Here is a 19983-nt window from a genome sequence, read left to right on the forward strand (position 1 = left end):
ATTCTGTTTCGACTCGCTATCTATTAAGTGACCCCGGCCCGAAACCCATCCAGGTCGTCCAGCGACGACCATAAGCTGTGGGAAATCCGACACGGCGGTTTCAAATTCGTATCGCCGGGCGAATCCTCGCCACGCAGCACTTTGTCAAGGCGCGTGCACCGGTATATGGGGGATGGATGCATATTCACGGACTGATTGAGGATAGCGCCGCCCTCGCCAATCTCTGCTCGCGGCTCAGCAATTCGGACTTCGTTACCGTCGATACGGAGTTCATGCGCGAAAACAGCTACTGGCCCGATCTGTGCCTGATTCAGATCGCCAATGAACAGGAAGCGGCGGCCATCGATCCGAAAGCGCCGGGCATCGATATGACGCCCTTGCTCGACCTTCTGACCGAGAACGAGGAAGTGCTGAAAGTCTTCCATGCCGGCGGGCAGGATCTGGAAATCGTCTATAATCTGACGGGCAAAACACCGCATCCGATGTTCGATACGCAGATTGCCGCGATGGCGCTGGGTCAGGGGGAGCAGATCGGCTATTCCAATCTGGTCGATGCCTGGCTCGGCATTCAGGTCGACAAGGGTGCGCGCTTTACCGACTGGGGGCGCAGGCCGCTTGACGAGCGGCAGATCAGCTACGCCATCGCCGACGTCACCCATCTCGCCCGCATCTTTCCCAAGATGCTGAACAAGCTGCGCAAGACCGGGCGCGGTATGTGGCTGAACGAGGAGATGGAGCGGATCGCCAACCCGTCCAACTATTTCAACGATCCCGATCTCGTCTGGCGCCGGGTGCGGATTGCCAGCCGCAAGGCCGATGTGCTCGGCCGGCTGAAGGCACTTGCCCGCTGGCGGGAACTGGAGGCGCAGAACAAGAACCTGCCGCGCGGGCGCATCGTCAAGGACGAAACGCTGGCCGATCTTGCCCTTCACCCGCCGAAGAAACAGGGCGACCTTTCGCGGGTGCGCGGATTGTCGGGCGCATGGGCGTCCAACGATATCGGCGGCCGGATGCTGGATGCACTGGCCGATGCCACTCCCCTTCCCGCCGAAGAAATGCCCAGCCGCGACGAACGCAAACCGGCGCTCGGCAAAGAGGGCGCACTGGTTGCCGACCTGCTGAAACTGCTGCTCAAAATCCGTGCCCGCGAAATCAGCGTTGCGGCGCGCCTGCTGGCCCGGTCGGACGATCTCGAAGCACTGGCCGCGGGCAAACGCCACGACCTTGCCATTCTTGAAGGTTGGCGGTTCGAGGAATTCGGCCGCGATGCGCTGGCCCTTGTCGAGGGGCAGCTGGGCTTCACGGTGCGTCACGGCAAGCTGAAAATGACACGCACCGAGCATGAGGATGAACCCCAACATGCTTAAATGGAGCGCGCTGATCGGGTTGCTTGCCGCTGGCGGCTGCGTCGGGACCGCCGCGGAAAAGCCGCAGGGACGCGACCTGCCGCCGGTGATGGGCGCGGGCAAATGCTACACCGATTCCCTGCAAAACCTGATCGGGCAGCATGCGACCAGCGATCTCGCCGCCGATGCGATGAAACGCAGCGGCGCGCGCGAACTGCGCTGGCGTCAGCCCGGTACGGCGGCGACGATGGATTATCGCTCGGGTCGGCTGAATATCTTTCTCGACGAAAAGAACAACGTTGTCCGCTTCAGTTGCGGATAAAGCAGCCCTTCCCGCGTCTTAATCAACCGCTTCAAAAACCGGCTCCATATTCATCGCGCTCGCCAGTGCCTTGTGCCGCTTCTGGACGGTCTCGCTATAGAGTGCGGCGCCGTCCTTCCGCGTTTTCAGGACGAGTTGTTCCGCATCGTCCCGATACAGGCTTGACCGCTGCAACGGCCCGGCAACCCCGCCGCTCCAGCGCTGCCCCAGCCGCATCGCCAGTCCCCAATGCTTGGCATGTTCCAGGTCGTCGATCGGCGCGAGCCGGGTGAGCGGTTCGGGGGTATCCAGTCCGCCGCCCAGACAGGTGAACAGCGCCTGCCCGATCATCGCCCTGCCCCAGGCATCGATTGCTACCCAGTTGCCATGCAGTGCGATTTCCAGTCCGCGTTCGGCACGGAATTCGGGATTGGCACGCCAGCCGACATCGGCCAGCAGGCAGGCAGCGTGCAGCATACGCTCGCGTTGGGGATTTTCGCTGGCGAATAACGGAGTCAGCCAGTCGTCGAGCAGGTCGCCATGCTCGGCGAACCGGCCCAGCCTGCGCCCCTCCTCGCGCGCGGCGGCGATCAGCGGATCGTGCGCACGCTCTTCCGGCGAAAGCCCTTCGTACAACAACCCTTCGCGCAGGCCGAAAGCCGAAACAATCGTTTCCCTGCTCCCGAGTTCTGCCAGCAACACCGACAGCAACGCACCGGCATCGCCCAACGTCGGAACGCGCCCGCTCGACAGATTGGGAATCGCGCGTAACCTGCCCTTCGAAATATGGGATACCGTCCTGCGCAGCCGCTCGATCGCCTCACAAGTCATGTGATAGCCATGAATTACCGGCAGAGGGTAATGGGCTAGATACATATCGAGCCGGGCCAGCGCACGCCACGATCCGCCGACCAGATAAAGAGGCAGCCCTTCGCCACGCCCGCGCCATCCCGCCTCGGCAAGCAGTGCGCCTACGCGCTTTTCCAGCCCTTTCTTACCCTTGCTGCGCAGATCCGGAATGCGCAGCACACCAAGCGGAAACGAAGCCCGCTCATGCAACGCACCTTCTCGCACCCGGATCAGTTCGAGCGAACCGCCGCCCAGGTCGCCGACAATCCCATCGGCATCGGGAATTGCGGACAGCACGCCATGGCCTGCCGCCATTGCCTCCTGATCCCCCCCAAGCAGTTCGACCTTCAAATCAAGCCGCCTGGCAATTTTCAGCAGCTCGCCGCCGTTCTGCGCGTCGCGTACAGCGGCGGTGGCCACGGTACGGACGCTGTCGACCTCCATCTCCCCCACCAGCGCGGCAAACCGCTTCAAAGCAACTTCCGCCTGTTCCAGCGAATCGGGATGAATCATTCCCGTTTTCGGCAAGTCGCGACCGAGACCGGCCAGCACCTTCTCATTAAACAGGATATTGGGGAGACGTCGCGGCCCTTCATAGACGACAAGCCGGATCGAGTTGGAGCCGATATCGATAATCGCGCTGCGGGCGCGGGCCGGTTCGGTCTCCGCAGTCGATCGGGGCTTACGGCGCAGCAAAGCGGTTACCGGCGAAGCGATGCTAACTCTCCCGCTCGGCATGACGCCTGCGCCGCAGCGACAGCTTTTTAGGCATGGATTCTCCACTTTCCAGGGCGGCGCCGCGGCCCGACAGCGACGGATTGGTCATGAAATAGCGGTGCAGATTGAATGGCCGCGAACCCTTTTCAAAGCGTTCATAGGTGCCGTCAGGATGCAGTTCCCAGCTTTGTTCGGTATCGATCAGATTGGCGACCATCACCTGATCGAGAATCTGGTCGTGTACGGTCGGATTGGTGATCGGCAGCATATATTCGACCCGCCGGTCGAAATTGCGCGGCATCCAGTCAGCCGAGGAAATGAACAGGTCGGCATGATCATTCGGCAACGATTTTCCGTTCGCAAATGCCCAGATACGGCTGTGCTCCAAAAAACGGCCGACCACCGATTTCACATAAATATGCTCCGACATCCCCGGCACGCCGGGTCGCAGGCAACAGATGCCGCGGATAATGAGTTCAATCTCGACCCCGGCATTGCTGGCCTCATACAGCTTCTCGATCATCGCCGGATCGACCAGCGAGTTCATCTTTGCCCATATCGCGGCAGGCTTCCCGGCCCGCGCATGCGCTATTTCCCGGTCGATCAGTTCGATCAGGCGCGGCCGGATATCGCGCGGTGAAATCGCGATGCGTTCCAGATCGCCGGGTTCGACATAGCCGGTGATATAATTGAAAATCTGCGCTGCATCGTGCCCGATCTTCGGATCGGCGGTAAAAAAGCTCAGATCGGTGTAAATCCGCGCGGTGATCGGGTGGTAATTACCGGTCCCGAAGTGACAATAGGTGCGAAGCTGCCCCGCCCCTTCCCGACGGACGACCAGCGAGACCTTTGCGTGCGTTTTCCAGTCGATAAAGCCATAAACGACCTGCACGCCCGCCCGCTCCAGCGCGGTTGCCCAAAGCAGATTCTGCTCTTCGTCGAACCGAGCCTTCAATTCGACAACCGCCGTCACCGACTTGCCCGCTTCCGCCGCGGCAATCAGCGCCTGAATGACCGCCGATTGCTTGCCCGCACGATACAATGTTTGCTTGATCGCCACGACATCGGGATCCTGGGCGGCCTGCTTTAGAAAGGACAGCACCACGTCAAAGGTTTCATAAGGGTGGTGGACGACGATATCCTTGGCCCGGATCGCCGCGAAGCAATCGCCGCCATATTCTCGGATGCGTTCCGGAAACCGGGGGCTGAACGGCGGGAATTTCAGATCGGGCCGGTCCTCCTCAACCACCATCGACAGGTCGCCGATGGCCAGAAAACCGCCCGTTTCGGTCAGTAACGCATCGATACCGCCCAGTTCGTCCTTCAGCACCGCTTCCAGTTCGGCGCTCATGCCGGTTTCCATTTCCAGCCGGATCACACGCCCGCGTCGGCGGCGTTTAATCGCACTGCGGAAATAGAGGACCAGATCCTCGGCCTCTTCCTCCACCTCGATATCGCTGTCGCGCAGGATACGGAACGCAGCCGTCGATTCGACGCGATAACCGGGGAAGAGCAGCTTGGAGAAACGCTTGACCAGTCCCTCGACGGCGACATAGCGGGCTTCTTCCCCTTCGATCCGCACAAATCGCGGTGCAGCGGCGGGCAACAGCACCAGTTCACGGACCTGCTCGCCATCGGCTTCGCGCACCAGATCGAGCACGACGCTCAACCCGCCATTGGGAATGAACGGGAAGGGATGCGCGGGATCGAGCGCCTGCGGCGTCAGAATAGGGAAAATCTGATCGAGAAAATACCGCTCCAGCCAGTCGGCAGCCTCCCCTTCGACCACCATCGGGTCGAGCACATGAATGCCCGCCTTGGCCAGTTCGCCATGCAGTTCGCGCCACACCGCCTGCTGATCGTCGACCAGTAAACCGGCATGTTCGGCAATCGCCGCAAGCTGTTGCGATGGCGTCAGCCCGTCCGCCGAACGCTGCTCGACGCCCTGAAGCTGATGTCCCTTCAGCCCGGCGACGCGCACCATGAAGAACTCGTCGAGGTTCGATGCCGAAATCGACAGAAAGCGAAGACGTTCCAGCAAGGGGTGCGCCGGATTGGACGCCTCTTCCAGCACGCGCCGGTTGAACGCCAGCCAGGACAGTTCACGATTGAAAAACCGCTTTTCTGCCTCGGCCGGGTCGAGGATCGGAACATTCTCGTTCGCAGTAGTCGGCGATGGCTTTTGGGTCATTGCATCCTTCCAGCCATAAGGGGCAGGCGATCGAACAGCAGTCCGGTTTCTTCCAATGTGGACCGTGCGGCACGGATCGACAAGCGCCGCCGCCGGTTTTCCTGCCGCGAATCGTCCAGCACATCGACCGCGCGCAGCAGCGCGACATAGCTGCGCTCGGTCCGGGTGGAGAGCCATTCGATCACTGCATCATCGACCGCCATTTCCCGTCGATCGAACCAGTATCGCAATAGCGCCGCGATCAGCGCATCATCTGGCGGATCGATCCGGGCAACCGGCGTGGCTGCCAGACGCGAGCGCAGGTCGGGCAACCGCACACGCCATTCCGGCGGCGGCGCGTCCGCAACCATCAGCAGCGGCTTATGCTCGGCCTGCGCCTGATTCCACGCATGGAACAAGTCGGTTTCGCTGACCTGTTCGGCATTGTCGATCATGCGTCCGCCGGTACGCAGCGCGGTCATCCGGGCGAGCAGGCTGCGTCCGGATTTGCGCGGCCCGACGATCAGTGCGGCCATAACCGGCCAGGCACCGGGATGTTCCAGCATCCGGGCCGCATTTTCGTTGGCGGCACCGATCAGGAATTCGTCGCTCGCGCCGCCGGGCCTGCCGAGCGGAAGTTCGAGCTGGGTCATTGTTCCGTCGTCAGCCTCCATTCCGGCTGATGCGAAGCGAGTTGTTCCCCATCGTCACCTGCCAGCCCCGCGCCTTCAGTGACGATGCCAGTTCGCTGATCGTTCCGGCATAGTGCACCTGCATCACCGATACGCCACCCAAGGCCAGACTGTTGGTGATGGCAGAACGTACCCCTGCCACGCCCCGAATCGCCTGCTCGGTTTCGGTTACCGCACCGGCAGACGGCGTCGGGAACTGGATACTGACAGCGATGGTAGGCGCTGCCGCAACATCCGACGTGCTGGTCGATCCGGGTTGCCCTGCTGCGGGCTGCTCGCCCGGAAGCGGGGTCGGAGTCGACGTCGGAGTGGGCGTTGGTACAGGCTGCGGGTTGATCGTCAGCAAATGGTCGACATGCAAGGTCCCGTCGGACAACGCTTTCTCATAGGCGGCATCGAGGCGCTTCACGCCTTCGTCAAGCAATGCTCCCAGCCCGCTTGCACTATCCACCCTCAGGCGAAAACGCGCAATTTCGTCATTGTCCGGCCCATGTCCGGCAATGAAGGTGGCGATGATCGGTCCGCCGGGCCATTGGCGTTCGAGCCGCACCTGCGGGATCAGCACATCGTCCGCGCCATACTGGTTGAGGATCGAGCGCCACCAGTTGCGGTCCCTGCGCCCGACCTGCCCTGCATTCAGCAGCAGTGCATCCGGACCGTTTCCTGCTACGCGGATATAATCGATCCGACTGTCGCCGGTACGAAAACGCCGCCACGCCGCGTTCCACGGCGTGTCCCGTTCCAGCGAAGTTCCCACCCCGCCGGACCATTGCAGCGGCAGCAGCAGCATCGGCGACGATCGGGCAATCTGCGTTGCAACCCCTAAAATCGACCCGGCACGCGCGCGATCGAATTGCACGCCAAGGGTGGCGACATAGCGTTTGTCGCCCACCTCTTCATGTTCGATCACAATGCCGCTGACGATATCGTCTAGCGTCGAATCGGGCAGGCGTGAGGAATGCCCGGTGATTCGCCTGGAAAGAATTTCCCACCCCTTGCGCTGGGCAAGCTTCCAGCCGTCCTGACGCGCATCCACGTCGGTTTTGGCGGTGACATCGATGGGGATGCCATCCACTTCGAAACTCCCGGCGTTGCCGGAGGGCGAATCGCTTTGGGCGAGTACCATGCCGCCCACGCCCAGAAGCGCGACGAACATGACCAGCCGAAGCGGACGAAGAATGCGACTTATTGCCATCTTTCGCCTTTTGGCGAAGCGAACGTGGAAATCCAAGCGCGTTCTGGCTAGGCGGATACACATGAGCGACGACAGCAAGGGCGATGGCCCCTATACTTACGCCCGTGCGGGCGTTTCGATTGATGCCGGAAACGCGCTGGTGCGTGCTATCGGCCCCCTTGCGCGCAGTACGCGCCGCGCCGGGGCCGATGCCGATCTGGGCGGGTTTGGCGGCCTGTTCGACCTGAAGGCCGCGGGTTTTACCGATCCGCTGCTGGTCGCCGCCAATGACGGCGTGGGGACAAAGCTGAAACTTGCCATCGACTGGAATCGCCATGACGGCGTCGGCGTCGACCTTGTCGCGATGTGCGCCAACGACCTGATCGTACAGGGTGCCGAACCGCTGTTCTTTCTCGATTATTATGCCAGCGGAAAGCTGGACAATGCAGTTGCCGAACGTGTCGTAGCCTCCATCGCAGAAGGGTGCCGTCAGGCCGGATGCGCGCTGATCGGCGGAGAAACAGCGGAAATGCCGGGCATGTACGCAGACGGCGATTACGACCTTGCGGGCTTTTGCGTCGGCGCGGTGGAGCGCAACCGCCTGCTCGACCGGACACAGGTTCGCGCCGGGGACGTCATTCTCGGCCTCACCTCGTCGGGGGTGCATTCGAACGGCTTTTCGCTGGTGCGTAGACTTGCAGCCGACAAGCACTGGAATCTCGACGCGCCCGCCCCCTTTGCTGCCGACACGGCGCTGATCGACGTGCTGATGGCACCGACTCGCATTTATGTCGAAAGCCTGTTGCCGCTGTTGCGCGAAGGGCGCATTCACGGGCTGGCGCATATTACCGGCGGCGGCTTGCTGGAAAATATTCCGCGCATTCTTCCCGATAACTGCCATGCCCGCATCGATGCCGGTCACTGGCCACAGCCTGCCCTGATGGCCTTTCTGCAACAGCAGGGTCAGATCGAACCGGAAGAGATGGCGCGCACCTTCAACTGCGGCATCGGCATGGCGCTGTGTGTCCCTGCCGACGATGCCGCTGCGATCGCCCAGGCGCTGCAAGCGGCGGGGGAGACGGTCTATTCCATGGGGACCATCGAAACCGGACAGCGCGGATGCACCGTTTCCGGCGACACGGGCATCTGGCAAGCAAATGCCGCATGGAGCGCTAGCCACCATGACTGACAAGCATCCGGTCGGCGTCCTGATTTCCGGGCGCGGCTCCAATATGGCCGCGCTGGTGGAAGCGTCGCGTTCCCTCGATTGCCCGTACACCATCGCCATCGTTGCCAGCGACAAGCCGGACGCGCCGGGCCTCGCCTGGGCCGCCGAGCACGGCATAGTAACCTTCGCACAGTCGCCAAAGGGAATGCCAAAGGTCGAATATGAAGCGATCATCGACGCGGCGCTACGCGATGCCGGGGCGAAGACGATTGCACTCGCGGGCTATATGCGTCTGTTAAGCGACGCTTTCGTCGCGCGCTGGCGGGGCCGGATCATCAATATTCACCCGTCGCTGCTGCCCAAATATAAGGGGCTGGACACCCATGGCCGCGCCATCGCCGCCGGAGACGAATCCGCCGGGTGCTCCGTCCATATCGTCACCGAAGAACTCGATGGCGGCGCGGTGCTGGGGCAGGCGGAAGTACCAATCGAACCCGGCGACACGCCGGAACGCCTTGCCGAACGGGTTCTGGAAAAGGAACATATCCTCTATCCAAAGGTTCTGGCAGAATTCGTGACGCAATGACCCCGGAAGCCGAAACCGCCCTCACCCGACTGCGCCCGCTATGCATGGCGATGCCAGAAGCTTGCGAAAAACTGTCGCACGGGATGCCTGCCTTTCACATCGAACAGGGCAAGATGTTCGCCTATTTCTGGCACAACCATCACGGTGACGGTGAACTGGCAGTGATCGTCAAAACCAGCGGCCCTGATGAGCAGGAAATGCTGCTCGACATGGACCCGGACCAGTATTTCAGACCACCCTATCTCGGGCCATCGGGCTGGATCGGGTTGCGACTGAATCGACCGGATACGGACTGGGATCGGGTGGCAGACCGCGTGGCGATCAGTTGGGAACTGGTGGCACCCCGCCGCCTGCTGGAGGCCGGTGGCCGATGAACCAAGACCCTCCTTCCGATACCGCCCCGGAAAAGCCTGCCGCTCCAGATCCAAAACTGCCCAAACCGGACGCGTCGGCCGAACGCAACCGCAAACGCTGGTTCACGCTGGCGGAGATACTCGGCATCGCCGCGCTTCTGATTTCAGGCGCGACGCTCTGGAACAATGTCCGGATGCGCGAGAGTCAGGAAGCGGCGCGCAGCGAAGCGCAGGTGCGCGAAGCCCATGCAAAGCAGATCGCTCGACGCGACGCCTCGCTGGTCACGCTGGACGGCACGGCCAGGCATGATGGGAAAGTGCTGGCGCTACAGGATATGGCCGGGCATCGGATTCAGACGATGCAGGTCCGCTTTCCCGCGTCCCTTGATATTGCGGCACAACGGCTCGTTCTCGATCCGGAGATCAAGGCCTCGTGGTTCGCATCGAAAATTCTGGACCTGACCGATGGCGGGCCGGACAGGGTCGAAGGACAGCTACCGGTGGAAATCACATCCGAATATTGGGATCACGACAACCGCGTCACCGATAGCGCGATCTATGACGTGGTCTTCAATACCGAAGGGCGGCTGATCGGCGGACGCAAACTAAAGCTGAAGGGCGTTGTGCTGAATCAGCGCGTTAGCGGCGATGCAGGCGCCCGCCTCGACAATCTATGGACTGCCGAACGCAAACGCCTGCAATCGAAGAAGAAATAATCAGCCGACGATTTCGTCAGGCTTGAAGAAGAACGCGATTTCGGTCGCCGCATTTTCTTCCGAATCCGAACCATGGACCGAATTGGCTTCGATCGATTCAGCATAGGCCTTGCGGATCGTACCTTCATCGGCGTTCGCCGGGTTGGTGGCACCCATCACCTTGCGATTGCGCGCAACGGCATCTTCACCTTCCAGAACCTGTACGACGACAGGGCCGGAGATCATGAAGGCAACCAGATCCTCGAAAAACGGGCGTTCCTTGTGGACGGCGTAAAAGCCCTCGGCTTGCTGACGGCTCATGCGGATGCGCTTGGACGCGACGACGCGCAGGCCCGCTTCCTCCAGCATCTTGGTAACCGCGCCGGTCAGGTTGCGGCGGGTCGCGTCGGGCTTGATGATCGAAAAGGTACGGGTCGCGGCCATGGCCGGGAAGCTCCTGTTATAAATGGTCGGAAAAAGTGGCGCTGCCCTAGTCTCACGAGGCGCAGGATGCAAGCCGCAAGCGTTCAGGCTGCCTGATCCCAGCCGCCGCGTTCATTCTGTTTCCAGTAACGACGCTCCACCCCGTCAACATCGCCCAGTTGACGCCATGCAGTACGGGCAGCCGCGATTTCGTCTTCGCTGAAAAAGTGGAACGTGCGGGCGAACCCCAGCGCCTCTTCGCGCCAAACACCATCCGCAAGCGCGATATTGCTCGCCCCGTTGGCTGCCTCCGCCCCCTCGCCGATCAGTATCGGCTGAAGCGAATCTTCTCCGCGTCCGGCCTGGGCATGGGGCAGAAAGCTCTCCGGACTGAACGCCCATAGCGCCTGATCCAGCAGGTCGCGTTGCGCCTCCTGTGCTGAAACCACCAGCAGGCGTTCGCCACCGGATACCACCTTATCGGCAATTTTCGGCAACACGCGTTCCAGCGGCGTGACCGTCAGATGATAGAAATCGACACGCATCGTGCGCAATGGCCGGGAGTACGCGTCATGCGCGCACTCCCGAAACCATCAGCCTTCGAACCGGTCGGCGACCAGCCGGTCGAGCACGCGCACGCCGAACCCGGTCGCGCCCTTTTCGTAATTCGGCCCCGCCTTGTCGGACCAGGCCATTCCGGCAATGTCGAGATGCGCCCACTGTACGCCGTCATCGATAAAGCGCTTCAGGAACTGCGCCGCCGTGATCGATCCGGCCGCACGCGGGCCGACATTCTTCATATCGGCAATCGGCGAATCGAGCAGCTTGTCATAGGCATCGCCCAGCGGCATCCGCCACAGCTTGTCGCCCGACGCCTGACCGGCGGCGAGCATTGCATCGGCGAGCGAATCGTCATTGGAAAACAGGCCGGCATGTTCATGCCCCAGGCTGATGATCATCGCGCCCGTCAGGGTGGCAAGGTCGATGATCGTCTTCGGCTTGAAATTGCGCTGGACCCAGGTCAGCGCGTCGCAAAGCACCAGACGACCTTCGGCATCGGTGTTGATGACTTCAATGGTCTGGCCCGAAAGCGACGTCACCACGTCTCCGGGGCGCTGGGCATTACCGTCGGGCATGTTTTCGACCAGTCCGCATACGCCCAGCACATTCGCCTTCGCCTTGCGTAGCGCCAGCGCCTTCATCGTGCCGATCACGGCACCTGCACCGCCCATGTCCCACTTCATGTCTTCCATGCCCGGTCCGGGTTTCAGCGAGATGCCGCCACTGTCGAAGGTCACGCCCTTGCCGACCAGCGCCAGTTCGACATCGCCCGAACCCTTACCGTTCCAGCGCATGGCGAGCAGGCGTCCTTCGCGCTCCGCACCCTGGCTGACACCCAGCAGCGCCCCCATGCCCAGTTCGCGCATCTGCGCTTCGTCCAGCACCGTCAGCTCAATGCCCAGTTCGGCCAGCGCCTGTGCTTCTTCGACAAAGCTCTCGGGGAACAGGATGTTGGCGGGCTCCGTCACCAGCTTGCGGGTCAGTTCCATGCCCTGAGTCACCGCATCGGCATAGGCCCATGCTTCGGTGCTGCCGTCCGGCGCATTGGCGATTGCGATCCGCTCCAGCGTCGGCTTTTTGCCGGCAGGGAGTTTGGTGCGATAAACATCGTGACGCCATGCCTTTTGCGCAGCACCGGCGACGAAGCGTGCAGCCTGTTTCGCGCTGACCGCACCTTTGAGCGTCGAAAAATCGACCGTCATCGTCTTCACGCCTGAACTGATATAGCGCGCCGCGATCGCGCCCCCCGCGCGTTCGTAAGACGGTTCATCCGCATTGCCGACGCCGACCAGCGCGATTCGCAGCAAGGTGCCCGCATCGTCGGCGAACACTTCACACGTGGTGCCGCTGTCCCCTTCGAATCGGCTTTTTTCAGCCGCCGAAGTCAATAATTTTCGGGCCTGTTCCGACAGCGTGCTTTGCGAAAGTGCTGTCAGTCCGCCACGCTGCACCGGAAGGACAAGAAGATCGGAAGTCTCTCCCGGTGTTGCTGCAAAATCGATTTCCATGCGGATTTTTCCTTCTATGGGGGGAATATGGATTGGCTATGGCCGCCATGTAGGGCCTTGCGAGCGAAACGGCAAAGGCCGAAGCATGGATTGCAGTATAGGGCTGCCGGTGCGATAGGGGCCTGATGTTCAGCCCGAGCAGGGGGAGTAGTTCAGTACCGTGACGCGCAAGGCATTGCTGCTTTCGTGCGCCCTGCCCTGGGTGCTGGGACTGACCGGCATCGCGCGGGCACAGGATCTCAATCCGCGCCCGGTTCAGGTGCCCGCACCAGCGCCTGCACCGCCCAAAAATGCCGCCGGGCAGGATCAGATTCAGTTCAGCGCCGATCAGCTCGTATATGACAGCAATCAGGATATCGTGACTGCTTCGGGCGATGTCCTGCTGAACCGCGACGGCGACCGCGTACGCGCCGACAAGGTGGTCTGGAACCGCAAGAGCGGCCAGGTGGTGGCGACCGGCAACGTTGTCGTTACCAATCCCGATGGCGACGTCGCCTATGGCGACCGTACCGAACTCACCGATACCCTGAAGCAGGGGATGGTCGAAAACCTGCTGGTGGTGCTCAATGAGGGCGGTCGTATTGCCGCGCAAAAGGGCGAACTGGAAAAAAGCGGCGCCATCCATGTCGAGCACGCCGCTTATACCGCCTGTTCCGTCACCAACTCCGACGGTTGCCCCAAAGAGCCGTCATGGAAGATCACTGCGGCAAAGGTCGTTTACGACCCCAATACGCACCGTATTCATTACAGCGGTGCCAGACTGGACCTGTTCAATGTCCTGTCGATCCCCTTGCCCGCCTTCTCTCATCCGGTCGGCGACACCAGCGATTCGGGCTTTTTGACGCCCAACATCCGATATGACCGCGTGAACGGTGTTGAAGCCGCGGTCCCCTATTTCATCAGTATCGCCCCCAATCGCGATCTGACGGTAACGCCGCATATCTTCACAGCGGCGCTGCCGATGCTGCAACTCGACTATCGGGAACTGAACAGGCTCGGCGCGTTCGACGTCACCGCTTATGGTACCTATAGCAGCAAATCGGACGACCTGCTCGTCACACCGACGCCCGCCAACAGCGTCAATGCCTTTCGCGGCTATATCGAAGCGAACGGACGCTATCAGCTATCGCCGGAATGGAGTGCCAGCGCAGCCTTGCGGGTAACGACCGACAAGACGTTCCTGCGGCGCTATGACATTTCCAGCGACACCCGGCTGCGTAACAATATCGGTGTCGAGCGGATCGACCGGAACAACTATTTTTCCATTGAGGGCTGGGCGGTGCAGACGCTGCGCCTCGATGAAAACGGGGCGTTGCAGCCCTTTGCCCTGCCGGAAATCGACTATCGGCGGCGGATTGCCAATACGCCGATCGGCGGGACGCTGAACATCCAGCTCAATTCGCTCGCTCTCAGCCGTACCGAGGGGCAGGATACACAGCGCGCCTTTGCGTCCGCCGAATGGGACTGGCGCGGTATCACCCGCTGGGGACAGGAGGTTCAGCTTACCGCCTATGCGCGCGGTGATATCTACCACAGCTCGAACAACGATACGACGAGCGTGGCGGCCTATCGCGGCGATCCGGGGTTTCAGGGACGCGCGATTGCCGCCCTTGCGCTTGACGTCAAATGGCCGCTGGTCGGGCAGTTCCTGGGAGGAACGCAACGCCTGACGCCCCGTATTCAGGTCGTCGCATCCCCGCCGATCCGCAACATGGAAATCCCGAACGAGGATTCGCGAGCGGTCGATCTGGAAGATTCCAATCTTTTCGCGCTCAATCGCTTTCCGGGCTATGACCGGTTCGAGGATTCGACCCGGTTCACCTATGGTGTGGACTGGGACGTCAATCTGCCCGAGTTCTCGCTAAGTGCGACTGTGGGACAGAGCTATCGCCTGACATCGGAGCCGAGCCTTTTCCCGGAGGGAACCGGCCTGACCGACCGGCTTTCGGATATCGTCGGACGGACGGAAATTCGCTACAAGGACTTCGTCTCGCTGGTACATCGCTACCGGCTGGACAAGGACAACTTCGCCATTCGCCGAAATGAAATCGATGCCACGATCGGTTCGCGCAAAACCTATGCGCTGGTCGGCTATCTCAACCTCAACCGCAACATCACGCCGACGCTGGAGGATTTGCGGGACCGTGAGGAACTGCGCACGGCGGGACGCGTGGCGTTCGGCCGCTTCTGGTCTGCCTTCGGCTCGATCATTATCGATCTTACCAATCGCGATCAGGATCCGCTATCGCTGTCCAACGGATTCAGCCCGATCCGGCACCGATTGGGCATTGCATATGAAGATGACTGCCTGAAGCTTGGCCTGACGTGGAAGCGCGACTATGAGGATACCGGAGACGCGAAGCGGGGGAACAGCTTTTTGCTGACACTGTCATTCAAGAATTTGGGGCGCTAAGCGACGGTTCAGGCAAACCGTGCGACAAGAACGATGTAATACGGCGCGCCCGGCGCGACGCGAAGTGAGGGTTATTATCCAGGTGAAGCATTTGATTCCGAACATGAAACGATTTGCACGCATCGGTGTGCTGATGACGGGGATCGCCACGGCAACGGCGTTGATGGCGCAAACGGTTCCGGATGAACCGACGCAGGACGCAACCGCCGATACCGGGCTTGATCTCCCCGCCAATCTTCAGATTTTCGGGCATCAGGATCCCAATATCCGCAAACCGACGGCGATCGTGAACGGCAGCGTCATTACCGGCACCGATGTCGATCAGCGGCTGGCAATGGTCGTCGCGCTCAACAAGCTCAAACTCGATCCCAAGGATGAGGATCAGCTCAAGCTGCAGATCTTGCGTTCCCTGATCGACGAAACGCTGGAGATTCAGGCTGCCAAGCAGGACGATATCAGCGTATCGACCGACGAAATCGCGCAGGCCTATACACGCGTTGCGCAGCGCTTCAACAAGACGCCGCAAGAGCTGTCCCAGTATCTGAAGGAAATCGGTTCTTCGGCCTATTCGCTTCAGCATCAGATTCAGGGCGAAATTGCCTGGAACCATGTGCTGGACCGAAAGGTATCGCCCTTCGTCAATGTCGGCGATGCAGAGGTGAAGGCGATTCTCGACCGTCTGAAAGCGGCCAAGGGGACCGAGGAATATCACCTCAAGGAAATCTATCTGCCTGCCACTGCGTCGAACGAGCAACAGGTCATCGAATCGATGAAGCAGATGCTCGAAAAGATGAAGCAGGGTGTACCCTTCCAGTATTTCGCCAAGAATTATTCGCAGGCGACAACGGCTTCACAGGGTGGCGACCTTGGCTGGGTGCGTCCCGCCATGCTGCCGAACTCTCTGGCGGATGCAGCCGCCAGCATGAGTGTCGGTCAGGTCGCCGGTCCGGTACAGGTTCCCGGCGGTTTCTCTCTGATCTTCCTTCAGGACAAGCGTCAGGTGCTGACCGCCGATCCGCGCGACGCGGTGCTCAGCCTGCGTCAGGTGACGATCAGTATCCCCAAGGATTCGACCAAGGAGCAGGCTCAGTCGATCGCGCAGAACTTCGCCGCGGAGACTCAGAAAATTCAGGGTTGCGGCGGCGTCGACAAGATCGCCCAGCAACTGCATGCCGAAGTCGTCGACAACGATTCGGTGCAGGTGCGCTCGCTTCCGCCGCAACTGCAGGACATCATGCTGAAAATGAAGGTCGGGGAAGTGACCCCGCCCTTCGGTTCGCTGGAACAGGGTATCCGCGTGCTGGTGCTGTGCGGTCGTGACGATCCCAAGGCGGCTTCGCTGCCGTCGGCAGAGAGCATTCGCAACGCGGAAGAGCAGCAGCGGGTGAACCTGCGTGCCGAACGCATGCTACGCGATCTGCGGCGTGACGCCGTCATCGAGTATCGCTGAGCCATGCCGGAGCGCGATCCGGCCACGATCCGCCCTCTGGCGGTAGCGCTCGGCGATCCGGCCGGCGTCGGTCCCGAAATCGTCGCAAAAGCCTGGGTCGCGCGTGACGTCCACTCGCTGGGGCCGTTCTTTGCCGTCGGTGAAGAAAAGGCGCTGGAGCAGGTGTGGGACGGCCCGATTGCCCTGATCGACGATCCCACGCAGGCGCCGCAGCATTTCGATCGTGCGTTGCCCCTGCTATCGACCGGGATCCGCTGCGACATAACGCCCGGAAAGCCGGATATCGACAGTTCGCGATGCGCTTTGCAATCGCTGGAAGTAGCGGTCGGGCTAGCACGTTCGGGTGCTGCGGGCGCGCTGGTCACGGCACCGGTATCAAAAGCACAGCTTTACGAAATCGGATTTACCCATCCCGGCCAGACGGAGTTTGTGGCAGAGCGTTGCGGCGTGTCGCGTGACAATGCGATCATGATGCTGGCAGGCCCGACTCTGCGCGTTGTACCGATCACCACCCATATGCCGCTGGCGCAGGTCAGCGATATTCTGTCGGTCGACCTGATCGTTACCAAGGGGCTGGCGACAGCGCGCGGGCTTACCCGCAATTTCGGCATCGAACGGCCGCGTCTGGCCTTTGCCGGATTCAACCCGCATGCAGGGGAAAGCGGCAAGATCGGACGCGAGGAAATCGATTATCTGATTCCGGCAATCGAGCAGCTTAGGGCGAAAGGTGTGGACGCCACCGGCCCGTTCGCCGCGGACGGCATGTTCCATCCGCGTGCCCGTGGTACCTATGATGCCGCCCTATGCCTGTATCACGATCAGGCACTGATCCCCATCAAGACGCTGCATTTCGATGAAGGCGTAAACATCACGCTGGGGCTACCCATCGTCCGTACCTCCCCCGATCACGGGACGGCGTTCCCGATCGCCGGTACCAATCAGGCAGAGCCGGGCGCGATGATTGCGGCCATTCGCCTTGCCGCCAAGGCAGCCAGACGCCGTGCCGTCAGCCCGGTATGACCTCCCCCGCCTTGCCTGACCTGCCGCCGCTGCGGGAGGTCATCCGCAAACATGGCCTGTCGGCCAGCAAGGCACTGGGGCAGAACTTCCTGTTCGATCAGCAGTTACTGGGGCGCATCGCGGCCATTCCCGGCGACTTGCAGGATGCCGAGGTGCTGGAAATCGGCCCCGGCCCCGGCGGTCTCACCCGCGCGCTGCTGGCAGCGGGAGCACGGGTCACGGCCATTGAACGCGATACGCGCTGTATCCCGGCGCTTGCCGAACTGGAGCATGTCTGGCCGCGGCGGCTGCGCGTGATCGAAGACGATGCGCTGAACATCGACGCCCCTGCGCTGTTCGAAGGGCGACCGCACATCGTCGCCAACCTGCCCTATAATGTCGGCACCGCATTGCTGGTCCGCTGGCTCTCGGCGGAGTGGCAACCATGGTGGCAGAGCCTGACGCTGATGTTTCAGCGCGAAGTGGCGGAACGGATCGTCGCGCCGCCCGGCACTTCCGCTTATGGGCGCCTCGCCGTACTTGCTCAGTGGCGCAGCAGCGCCCGTATCGCCATGCCGGTCCACCGCTCGGCCTTCACCCCGCCGCCCAAGGTCATGTCGGCGGTGGTCCATATCGTGCCGGGAGAAGCGCCGGAGGGCGTGACCTTCGCCAAACTCGAACAGTGTACTGCCGCCGCTTTTGGCCAGCGGCGCAAGATGCTGCGCCAGTCGCTCAAATCCGTTCCCGGCGCGGTAGAGGCGCTGCCCGCAGTCGGTATCGACCCCGCCCGACGTGCGGAAACTGTAAGCGTGGACGAATTCGTCGCGCTGGCGCGGCAGCTTTCCGTTTAGTCTTTGGTGGTATCCGGCGTTGCCGGTTTCGCGGTCTGCTGCGCCGTCTTGACCGGCGGCCCCTTGGCGATCACCGCCGCAAGCTGATCGGCCGCCCCGCAATCCTTGCCGCAAATCTTGCGCAGCTTGGTCAGATTTTCCTGCGCCTTGACGACCGCGCCCTTGGCGACCATCGCCTCGCCCTGCCCCTTCAGCGCCACCTGATCATTGGGATCGAGCTTCAGCGCCTCGCGATACATACGGATCGCCTGACCGGGCATTCCCTGATCACGCGCAACCTTCGCCAGCACGATGAACGCCTGACGGTTGCGCGGATCAACCGCCAGCGCGGTTTCCAGCGCATCGGTGGCAGCTTCGAACTTACCGGCCTGTTGCGCTGCCTCACCCTGTTTGAGCAGGGTCAGCGAACGCGGATTGATCTGGTTGTCGGGCCGCTGTCCATACAGCGATGTCGAAACGCTGAGCAGCGTCAGGGCTATAGCGGCCGAAACCGTGGTGATACGCATCATCATCTCCGGAAATGTACGCCCGCCCGCTATCACGTGCAATGCAGCTTCGCGACAAAAAAGCCGTCTGTCCCATCATGGGCGGGGGTCAAGCGCATGCCGTCAGCGTGGCGGGTTCCCAACGGCAATGCAAGCGTTTCCGCATGCCAGCCGGAATGATCGGCAAGGAACCGCTCGATCTGATCGCCACCTTCCGCGTCCAGCAGCGAGCAGACGATATAAGTCAGGCTGCCGCCGGGACGGATCAGCGATGCCGCAACGTCAAGCAGCCGGGCCTGAAGCCGGGTCAGCGTTTCCAGCCGCTGGGACGTCAGCCGCCAGCGCGCCTCGGGATTACGGCGCCAGGTGCCCGTCCCCGAACAGGGCGCATCGACCAGCACGATATCGGCCCGCCCGGTCAGATCCTCCAGCGCTTCCGCCTCCCGACCGGGGTTGAGCAGGCGCGTTTCGGCAATCGTCACGCCCGCTCGTTCGGCACGCGGCGTAAGACGGGAAAGCCGTCCACGATCCGCGTCGCAGGCGATCAACCGTCCCTGGTTCGCCATCAGCGCGGCCAGCGCCAGCGTCTTGCCGCCGCCACCCGCGCACAGATCGACGACGGTCATGCCGGGCGCGGCCCCTGCGGCAAGCGACACTGCTTGACTGCCCGCATCCTGCACTTCGAACGCCCCGTCGTTCCACAGCGGGTGGCGCTCGATCTGGCTGTCGACCGGCAAGCGCAGAGCCATCGGCAATCCGGCGATAGGCCCGGCGCCCTCCAACGCGCTTCGAACGCTATCGGCATCGGAGCGTAACGGATTGACGCGAATATCCAGCGGCGCACGGTCGAGTAGCGCTTGCAAATCCGATATGGTCAGGCCCGCCGCGATCAGCCGTTCGGTCAACCATTGCGGGGCGACACCGGTTTCAGCCACCGGCTCGCCATCGGCAACCGCTTCCGGCGCATGCCCGCCAGCACCGAAATGCGCCATCAGTTCGGGTGGATCCCGTGCCAGTGCCAGCATCGCCGCGCGACCGCTTTGCGGACGCTCTCCCAGCAGGCGGATGGCATCGTAGACCAGCGCCCGCACCGCCCGCCGATCCTTCGATCCGGCATAGCGGCGCTGGGCGAAATAGCGGGCGATAATCGTATCCGCCGCCGCCCCGCCATCGCGCGCGGCGACGATCACGGCGTCCAGCAGTTCGATCGCCGCCTGGGTGCGTGCGGCCGGAGTCATGTCG

General features: G+C 62.0%; 19 protein-coding genes. 10 read left to right on the plus strand and 9 right to left on the minus strand.

What is annotated here, in order from left to right:
- Nucleotides 1-176 precede the first annotated feature (176 nt).
- On the plus strand, nt 177-1367 hold the full coding sequence (rnd, locus tag FHR23_RS08825) for a ribonuclease D (protein ID WP_184002965.1): 1191 nt from the start codon (nt 177-179) through the stop codon (nt 1365-1367).
- The gene (locus tag FHR23_RS08830; RefSeq protein WP_184002967.1) at nt 1360-1668 is read left to right on the plus strand and encodes an I78 family peptidase inhibitor; all 309 of its coding nucleotides are present in this window, start codon (nt 1360-1362) and stop codon (nt 1666-1668) included. Before rnd ends, FHR23_RS08830 begins: the two co-directional genes overlap by 8 nt.
- Before the next feature lie 18 nt (nt 1669-1686).
- Here the strand turns inward: FHR23_RS08830 and FHR23_RS08835 are convergent, their stop codons facing one another.
- Genes FHR23_RS08835 through FHR23_RS08850 form a run of 4 tightly spaced genes read right to left on the minus strand, consistent with a single transcriptional unit; the run spans nt 1687 to nt 7270 of the window.
- A complete protein-coding gene (locus tag FHR23_RS08835) occupies nt 1687-3234 on the minus strand; it encodes a Ppx/GppA family phosphatase (RefSeq protein ID WP_184002969.1) in 1548 nt (515 codons plus the stop codon).
- Nucleotides 3215-5404, minus strand: a complete 2190-nt coding sequence (locus FHR23_RS08840; RefSeq protein WP_184002971.1) for an RNA degradosome polyphosphate kinase — start codon at nt 5402-5404, stop codon at nt 3215-3217. The genes FHR23_RS08835 and FHR23_RS08840 overlap by 20 nt, the downstream gene beginning before the upstream one ends.
- The gene (locus FHR23_RS08845) at nt 5401-6036 is read right to left on the minus strand and encodes a P-loop NTPase family protein (protein WP_184002973.1); all 636 of its coding nucleotides are present in this window, start codon (nt 6034-6036) and stop codon (nt 5401-5403) included. Before FHR23_RS08845 ends, FHR23_RS08840 begins: the two co-directional genes overlap by 4 nt.
- Before the next feature lie 10 nt (nt 6037-6046).
- Nucleotides 6047-7270, minus strand: coding sequence for a heavy-metal-associated domain-containing protein (locus FHR23_RS08850; RefSeq protein ID WP_184002975.1), 1224 nt, complete (start codon nt 7268-7270; stop codon nt 6047-6049).
- A gap of 61 nt (nt 7271-7331) precedes the next feature.
- Between FHR23_RS08850 and purM the strand changes: the two genes are divergently transcribed.
- The 4 genes from purM to FHR23_RS08870 are packed head-to-tail and all read left to right on the plus strand — an operon-like array spanning nt 7332 to nt 10072.
- Entirely contained in the window at nt 7332-8438 is a 1107-nt protein-coding gene (purM, locus tag FHR23_RS08855) for a phosphoribosylformylglycinamidine cyclo-ligase (protein WP_184002977.1), read from the plus strand.
- Nucleotides 8431-9003, plus strand: coding sequence for a phosphoribosylglycinamide formyltransferase (gene purN, locus FHR23_RS08860; RefSeq protein ID WP_184002979.1), 573 nt, complete (start codon nt 8431-8433; stop codon nt 9001-9003). Before purM ends, purN begins: the two co-directional genes overlap by 8 nt.
- Complete coding sequence (locus tag FHR23_RS08865) at nt 9000-9377, plus strand: MmcQ/YjbR family DNA-binding protein (RefSeq protein WP_184002981.1); 378 nt, start codon at nt 9000-9002, stop codon at nt 9375-9377. Before purN ends, FHR23_RS08865 begins: the two co-directional genes overlap by 4 nt.
- Nucleotides 9374-10072 carry a hypothetical protein gene (locus FHR23_RS08870; protein WP_184002983.1) on the plus strand — a complete coding sequence of 233 codons (699 nt, stop codon included), beginning with the start codon at nt 9374-9376 and terminating at the stop codon, nt 10070-10072. The genes FHR23_RS08865 and FHR23_RS08870 overlap by 4 nt, the downstream gene beginning before the upstream one ends.
- On the opposite strand, the gene ndk is transcribed toward FHR23_RS08870, so the two are convergent.
- The 3 genes from ndk to FHR23_RS08885 all read right to left on the minus strand — a co-directional run bounded on the left by ndk (nt 10073) and on the right by FHR23_RS08885 (nt 12543).
- Nucleotides 10073-10495: a nucleoside-diphosphate kinase gene (gene ndk, locus FHR23_RS08875; RefSeq protein WP_184002985.1), complete on the minus strand. Its 423-nt coding sequence runs from the start codon at nt 10493-10495 to the stop codon at nt 10073-10075. It lies immediately after the preceding gene.
- 83 nt (nt 10496-10578) lie between these two features.
- On the minus strand, nt 10579-11019 hold the full coding sequence (locus FHR23_RS08880; RefSeq protein ID WP_184003273.1) for a DNA polymerase III subunit chi: 441 nt from the start codon (nt 11017-11019) through the stop codon (nt 10579-10581).
- Between the two features lie 48 nt (nt 11020-11067).
- A complete protein-coding gene (locus tag FHR23_RS08885) occupies nt 11068-12543 on the minus strand; it encodes a leucyl aminopeptidase (RefSeq protein WP_184002987.1) in 1476 nt (491 codons plus the stop codon).
- A 160-nt stretch (nt 12544-12703) separates the two neighbouring features.
- On the opposite strand from FHR23_RS08885, the gene FHR23_RS08890 reads away from it, so the two are divergent.
- The 4 genes from FHR23_RS08890 (at nt 12704) to rsmA (ending at nt 18256) form a co-directional block, all read left to right on the plus strand.
- Entirely contained in the window at nt 12704-14956 is a 2253-nt protein-coding gene (locus FHR23_RS08890; protein ID WP_184002989.1) for an LPS assembly protein LptD, read from the plus strand.
- A 103-nt stretch (nt 14957-15059) separates the two neighbouring features.
- Nucleotides 15060-16406: a peptidylprolyl isomerase gene (locus FHR23_RS08895; protein ID WP_184002991.1), complete on the plus strand. Its 1347-nt coding sequence runs from the start codon at nt 15060-15062 to the stop codon at nt 16404-16406.
- Nucleotides 16407-16409: 3 nt separating this feature from the next.
- Nucleotides 16410-17426 (plus strand): 4-hydroxythreonine-4-phosphate dehydrogenase PdxA, encoded by a 1017-nt coding sequence (gene pdxA, locus FHR23_RS08900; RefSeq protein ID WP_184002993.1) that lies wholly within the window; start codon nt 16410-16412, stop codon nt 17424-17426.
- Nucleotides 17423-18256, plus strand: a complete 834-nt coding sequence (gene rsmA / locus FHR23_RS08905; RefSeq protein WP_184002995.1) for a 16S rRNA (adenine(1518)-N(6)/adenine(1519)-N(6))-dimethyltransferase RsmA — start codon at nt 17423-17425, stop codon at nt 18254-18256. Before pdxA ends, rsmA begins: the two co-directional genes overlap by 4 nt.
- Here the strand turns inward: rsmA and FHR23_RS08910 are convergent.
- On the minus strand, nt 18253-18768 hold the full coding sequence (locus FHR23_RS08910; protein WP_343043079.1) for a tetratricopeptide repeat protein: 516 nt from the start codon (nt 18766-18768) through the stop codon (nt 18253-18255). The two genes, rsmA and FHR23_RS08910, sit on opposite strands and share 4 nt — an antisense overlap.
- A gap of 26 nt (nt 18769-18794) precedes the next feature.
- The gene (locus FHR23_RS08915; RefSeq protein ID WP_184002997.1) at nt 18795-19979 is read right to left on the minus strand and encodes an RsmB/NOP family class I SAM-dependent RNA methyltransferase; all 1185 of its coding nucleotides are present in this window, start codon (nt 19977-19979) and stop codon (nt 18795-18797) included.
- Nucleotides 19980-19983 lie beyond the last annotated feature (4 nt).

Origin of the sequence: Stakelama sediminis (assembly GCF_014199335.1) — a bacterium.
Taxonomy (GTDB): Bacteria; Pseudomonadota; Alphaproteobacteria; order Sphingomonadales; family Sphingomonadaceae; genus Sphingomonas; species Sphingomonas sediminis.

Coding starts and splice junctions, on each gene's coding strand:
- pdxA (WP_184002993.1), top strand. CDS start 16,410: ATGCCGGAGCGCGATCCGGCCACGATCCGCCCTCTGGCGGTAGCGCTC.
- FHR23_RS08840 (WP_184002971.1), bottom strand. CDS start 5,404: ATGACCCAAAAGCCATCGCCGACTACTGCGAACGAGAATGTTCCGATC.
- FHR23_RS08870 (WP_184002983.1), top strand. CDS start 9,374: ATGAACCAAGACCCTCCTTCCGATACCGCCCCGGAAAAGCCTGCCGCT.
- FHR23_RS08865 (WP_184002981.1), top strand. CDS start 9,000: ATGACCCCGGAAGCCGAAACCGCCCTCACCCGACTGCGCCCGCTATGC.
- FHR23_RS08835 (WP_184002969.1), bottom strand. CDS start 3,234: ATGCCGAGCGGGAGAGTTAGCATCGCTTCGCCGGTAACCGCTTTGCTG.
- FHR23_RS08885 (WP_184002987.1), bottom strand. CDS start 12,543: ATGGAAATCGATTTTGCAGCAACACCGGGAGAGACTTCCGATCTTCTT.
- purM (WP_184002977.1), top strand. CDS start 7,332: ATGAGCGACGACAGCAAGGGCGATGGCCCCTATACTTACGCCCGTGCG.
- FHR23_RS08880 (WP_184003273.1), bottom strand. CDS start 11,019: ATGCGTGTCGATTTCTATCATCTGACGGTCACGCCGCTGGAACGCGTG.
- rsmA (WP_184002995.1), top strand. CDS start 17,423: ATGACCTCCCCCGCCTTGCCTGACCTGCCGCCGCTGCGGGAGGTCATC.
- ndk (WP_184002985.1), bottom strand. CDS start 10,495: ATGGCCGCGACCCGTACCTTTTCGATCATCAAGCCCGACGCGACCCGC.
- FHR23_RS08915 (WP_184002997.1), bottom strand. CDS start 19,979: ATGACTCCGGCCGCACGCACCCAGGCGGCGATCGAACTGCTGGACGCC.
- rnd (WP_184002965.1), top strand. CDS start 177: ATGCATATTCACGGACTGATTGAGGATAGCGCCGCCCTCGCCAATCTC.
- FHR23_RS08850 (WP_184002975.1), bottom strand. CDS start 7,270: ATGGCAATAAGTCGCATTCTTCGTCCGCTTCGGCTGGTCATGTTCGTC.
- FHR23_RS08910 (WP_343043079.1), bottom strand. CDS start 18,768: ATGATGATGCGTATCACCACGGTTTCGGCCGCTATAGCCCTGACGCTG.
- FHR23_RS08895 (WP_184002991.1), top strand. CDS start 15,060: ATGAAACGATTTGCACGCATCGGTGTGCTGATGACGGGGATCGCCACG.
- FHR23_RS08830 (WP_184002967.1), top strand. CDS start 1,360: ATGCTTAAATGGAGCGCGCTGATCGGGTTGCTTGCCGCTGGCGGCTGC.
- purN (WP_184002979.1), top strand. CDS start 8,431: ATGACTGACAAGCATCCGGTCGGCGTCCTGATTTCCGGGCGCGGCTCC.
- FHR23_RS08845 (WP_184002973.1), bottom strand. CDS start 6,036: ATGACCCAGCTCGAACTTCCGCTCGGCAGGCCCGGCGGCGCGAGCGAC.